Below are 4,328 nucleotides of genomic sequence, written 5' to 3' on the forward strand. Positions count from 1 at the left end.
GTCACGAAGCCCGGCTTCAGCGTGGTCATCAGCGGCGCGTGGTCGCCCAGCACGGTGAAATAGCCATCGGCGCCCGGCACGGTCACCGACTTCACGGTCTCCGACAGCAGCAGCCGCTCGGGCGAGACGATTTCGAGTTTGGTGCCTTCGGCCATGGTCCTGCCTTTGGGTTGAGCTGGGTCCGCCCGAAGGCGAACCCCGAGTTCGTCAGTAGAGCTTAGGCCGCGGCGGCCAGCTTCTGGGCCTTCTTGACCGCGTCTTCCATGGTGCCGACCATGTAGAAGGCAGCTTCCGGCAGGTGGTCGTACTTGCCCTCGACGAGGTCCTTGAACCCCTTGATGGTGTCTTCGAGCTGCACGAACACGCCCGGCGTACCGGTGAAGGCCTCGGCCACGTGGAACGGCTGGCTCATGAAACGCTCGACCTTGCGGGCGCGCGCCACGGTCAGCTTGTCCTCTTCGGAAAGCTCGTCCATGCCCAGGATCGCGATGATGTCCTGGAGCGCCTTGTAGCGCTGCAGGATCTGCTGCACCTGGCGGGCAGTGTTGTAGTGCTCTTCGCCGACGATGTTGGCCGAGAGCATGCGCGAGGTGGAGTCGAGCGGATCCACGGCCGGATAGATGCCCTTCTCGGAGATGGCGCGGTTCAGCGTCGTCGTCGAGTCCAGGTGGGCGAACGAGGTCGCCGGCGCCGGGTCGGTCAAGTCGTCGGCCGGCACGTAAATCGCCTGCACCGAGGTGATCGAGCCCTTGTTGGTGGTGGTGATGCGCTCCTGCAGCGCGCCCATGTCGGTGGCGAGCGTCGGCTGGTAACCCACCGCGGAGGGGATACGGCCGAGCAGAGCCGACATTTCGGCGCCCGCCTGGGTGAAGCGGAAGATGTTATCGACGAAGAACAGTACGTCCTGGCCTTCGTCGCGGAAGTGCTCGGCGACGGTGAGGCCGCTCAGCGCCACGCGGGCACGCGCCCCCGGGGGCTCGTTCATCTGGCCGAACACCAGGGCGCATTTCGAACCGGCTGTCGAGCCGTTGTTCTCGTGCGGGTCCTTGTTCACGCCCGATTCGATCATTTCGTGGTAGAGGTCGTTGCCCTCGCGGGTACGCTCACCCACGCCTGCGAACACCGAGTAACCACCGTGCGCCTTGGCGACGTTGTTGATCAGCTCCTGGATCAGCACGGTCTTGCCCACGCCGGCGCCGCCGAACAGGCCGATCTTGCCGCCGCGTGCATAAGGAGCAATCAGGTCCACGACCTTGATGCCGGTGACGAGAATCTGTGCTTCCGAAGCCTGCTCGGTGAACGACGGGGCATCCTGGTGGATGGCGCGGCGCGACTTGGTGTTGACCGGGCCGGCTTCGTCCACCGGCTCGCCGATCACGTTCATGATGCGGCCCAGCGTCTCGTCGCCCACCGGCACCGAAATCGCCGCGCCGGTATCGATCACGGTAGCACCGCGGACCAGGCCTTCGGTGGTGTCCATGGCGATGGTGCGCACGGCGTTCTCACCGAGGTGCTGCGCCACTTCGAGCACCAGGCGGTTGCCGTTATTGTCGGTCTCGAGCGCGTTCAGGATCGCCGGCAGGTGACCCTCGAAGGTCACGTCCACCACGGCGCCGATCACCTGCGAAACCTTGCCGACCGGCTGGCCGGCGACGGCTGCCGCGGGAGTGCTCGAAGCGGCCTTGCGGGCCGGGGCTTTCTTGGCGGCGGGAGCCTTGTCGGTCGCCGGGGCTTTTGCTGCAGTTGCTGCGCGGGCCATGATTTACCTCGTTCCTGCTAGAGCGCTTCCGCGCCCGAAATGATTTCGATGAGTTCTTTGGTGATCTGGGCCTGGCGCTGCCGGTTGTAGACCAGCGTCAGCTTCTTGATCATCTCGCCGGCGTTGCGCGTCGCGTTGTCCATGGCGCTCATCTGCGCGCCGAAGAACGAGGCGTTGTTCTCGAGCAATGCCCTGAAGATCTGCACCGAGATGTTGCGCGGCAGCAGGTCCTCGAGGATCGCTTCCTCGTCCGGCTCGTATTCGTAGTTCAGCGTGTCCTCGGCGCCTGCGGCCGGAGCCTCGAACTTGGCCGGGATCAGCTGGTGCGCCGTCGGGATCTGCGCGATCACCGAGCGAAAACGCGAGTAGAACAGTGTCGCCACGTCGAATTCACCCGCCGCATACATGGCGAGCACCTTCTCGCCGACGCTGGCGGCGTTGACATAGCCCAGCTGACGCACATCGCGGAACGAGATCGTCTCGACGATCTTGTCGGCAAAACCGCGCTTCAGGATGTCGTTACCCTTGCGGCCGACGGTGAGGATCTTCACCGTCTTGCCTTCGCCGATCAGCTTCTGCGCCGTTTCACGGGCGAGACGCGCGATCGACGAGTTGAAGCCACCGGCGAGGCCACGCTCGCCGGTCGCAACGACCAAGAGGTGCACCTGGTCACGGCCGTTGCCGGCGAGCAGCGCCGGAGCGTCGGCGCGGCCGGCATAGGCCGCGCCCAGCGCCGCGAGCACATTGCCCATGCGCTCGGCATAGGGACGCGCCGCCTCGGCTGCTTCCTGGGCGCGACGAAGCTTCGCCGCCGCCACCATCTGCATGGCCTTGGTGATCTTCTGGGTCGATTTGACCGAGGCGATCCGGTTTTTAAGGTCCTTTAGCGAGGGCATCGGCCGCTCTTACTCCTCTAGCGAGGCCCGAGGGACCTCGCCCAACCAGGGGTCTTACGAGAACGTCTTCTTGAACGCGTCGATGGCGGCCTTGAGCTTGGCGCGGAGGTCATCCGACAGCGCCTTCTCCTTGGCGATCGCCGACAGCACGTCCGCGCCCTTGGAGCGGAGGTAGCCGAGCAGCCCTGCCTCGAACTCGCCGACCTTGTTGACCGGCAGGTCGTCCAGGTAGCCCTGGCCGCCGGCAAAGATCACCGCGACTTCTTCTTCCGGCTTCAGCGGCGCGAACTGCGGCTGCTTCAACAGTTCCGTCAGGCGGGCGCCGCGGTTGAGCAGGCGCTGCGTGGCGGCGTCGAGGTCGGAACCGAACTGCGCGAAGGCGGCCATTTCGCGGTACTGCGACAGCTCACCCTTCAGCGAGCCGGCAACCTGCTTCATCGCCTTGATCTGGGCGTTACCACCCACGCGGGAAACCGAGATGCCGACGTTCACCGCCGGGCGGATGCCCTGGAAGAAGAGGTTCGTTTCGAGGAAAATCTGGCCGTCGGTGATCGAAATCACGTTGGTCGGGATGTAGGCCGACACGTCGTTCGCCTGGGTCTCGATCACCGGCAGCGCGGTGAGCGAACCGAGGCCGTGCTCTTCGTTGAGCTTGGCGGCGCGCTCGAGCAGGCGGGAGTGCAGGTAGAACACGTCGCCCGGATAAGCTTCGCGGCCCGGCGGGCGACGCAGCAACAGCGACATCTGGCGGTAGGCGACGGCCTGCTTGGTCAGGTCGTCATAGGCGATCACGGCGTGCATGCCGTTGTCGCGGAAATACTCGCCGATGGCGGCGCCGGTCATCGGCGCGAGGAACTGCATCGGGGCCGGATCGGACGCGGTCGCCGCGATGACGATCGAGTATTCCAGCGCGCCGGCATCTTCCAGCACCTTGACGAACTGCGCCACGGTCGAGCGCTTCTGGCCGACGGCGACGTAGATGCAGTAGAGCTTTTCCTGCTCCGAAGCGCCTGCGGCATGCGCCGGCTTCTGGTTCAGGAAGGTGTCGAGGATGACGGCGGTCTTGCCGGTCTGGCGGTCGCCAATGATCAGCTCGCGCTGGCCACGTCCGATCGGGATCAGCGCGTCGATGGCCTTGAGGCCGGTCGACATCGGCTCGTGCACCGACTTGCGCGGCAGGATGCCCGGGGCCTTCACGTCGACACGGCGGCGTTCCTTGGCCTTGAGCGGGCCCTTGCCGTCGATCGGGTTGCCGAGCGCGTCGACGACGCGGCCCAGCAGTTCCTTGCCGACCGGGGTGTCCACGATCGAGCCGGTACGCTTGGCGACGTCGCCTTCCTTGATCTCGCGGTCGGCGCCGAACAGCACCACGCCGACATTGTCGGTCTCGAGGTTCAGCGCCATGCCCTTGATGCCGCCCGGGAACTCGACGAGCTCACCGGCCTGCACGTTGTCGAGGCCATAGACACGGGCGATACCGTCGCCAACCGACAGAACCTGACCGACTTCGGAAACTTCCGCTTCCTGGCCGAAGTTCTGAATCTGCTCCTTGAGGATCGCAGAGATTTCCGCGGCTTTGATATCCATTATCCGACCTCTTTCATCGCGATCTTCATCGCCGTGAGCTTGGTTTTGAGTGAGCTGTCGATCATCTGGCTACCGACCTTGACCAC

The 4,328-nt window shown here is 65.1% G+C and carries 4 protein-coding genes; all 4 read right to left on the reverse strand.

What is annotated here, in order from left to right:
* Positions 1–155, reverse strand: a 155-nt coding sequence (locus tag VGV07_RS25090; RefSeq protein WP_414649997.1) for a F0F1 ATP synthase subunit epsilon, incomplete at its 3' end; no start/stop codon positions are given.
* Positions 156–217: 62 nt separating this feature from the next.
* Complete coding sequence (gene atpD / locus VGV07_RS25095; RefSeq protein WP_326871466.1) at positions 218–1,759, reverse strand: F0F1 ATP synthase subunit beta; 1,542 nt, start codon at positions 1,757–1,759, stop codon at positions 218–220.
* A 17-nt stretch (positions 1,760–1,776) separates the two neighbouring features.
* A complete protein-coding gene (locus VGV07_RS25100) occupies positions 1,777–2,655 on the reverse strand; it encodes a F0F1 ATP synthase subunit gamma (protein WP_326871467.1) in 879 nt (292 codons plus the stop codon).
* A 54-nt stretch (positions 2,656–2,709) separates the two neighbouring features.
* Entirely contained in the window at positions 2,710–4,242 is a 1,533-nt protein-coding gene (gene atpA, locus VGV07_RS25105; RefSeq protein WP_326871468.1) for a F0F1 ATP synthase subunit alpha, read from the reverse strand.
* Positions 4,243–4,328: the final 86 nt, after the last annotated feature.

Origin of the sequence: Devosia sp. (assembly GCF_035944845.1) — a bacterium.
Classification (GTDB): domain Bacteria; phylum Pseudomonadota; class Alphaproteobacteria; order Rhizobiales; family Devosiaceae; genus Devosia_A.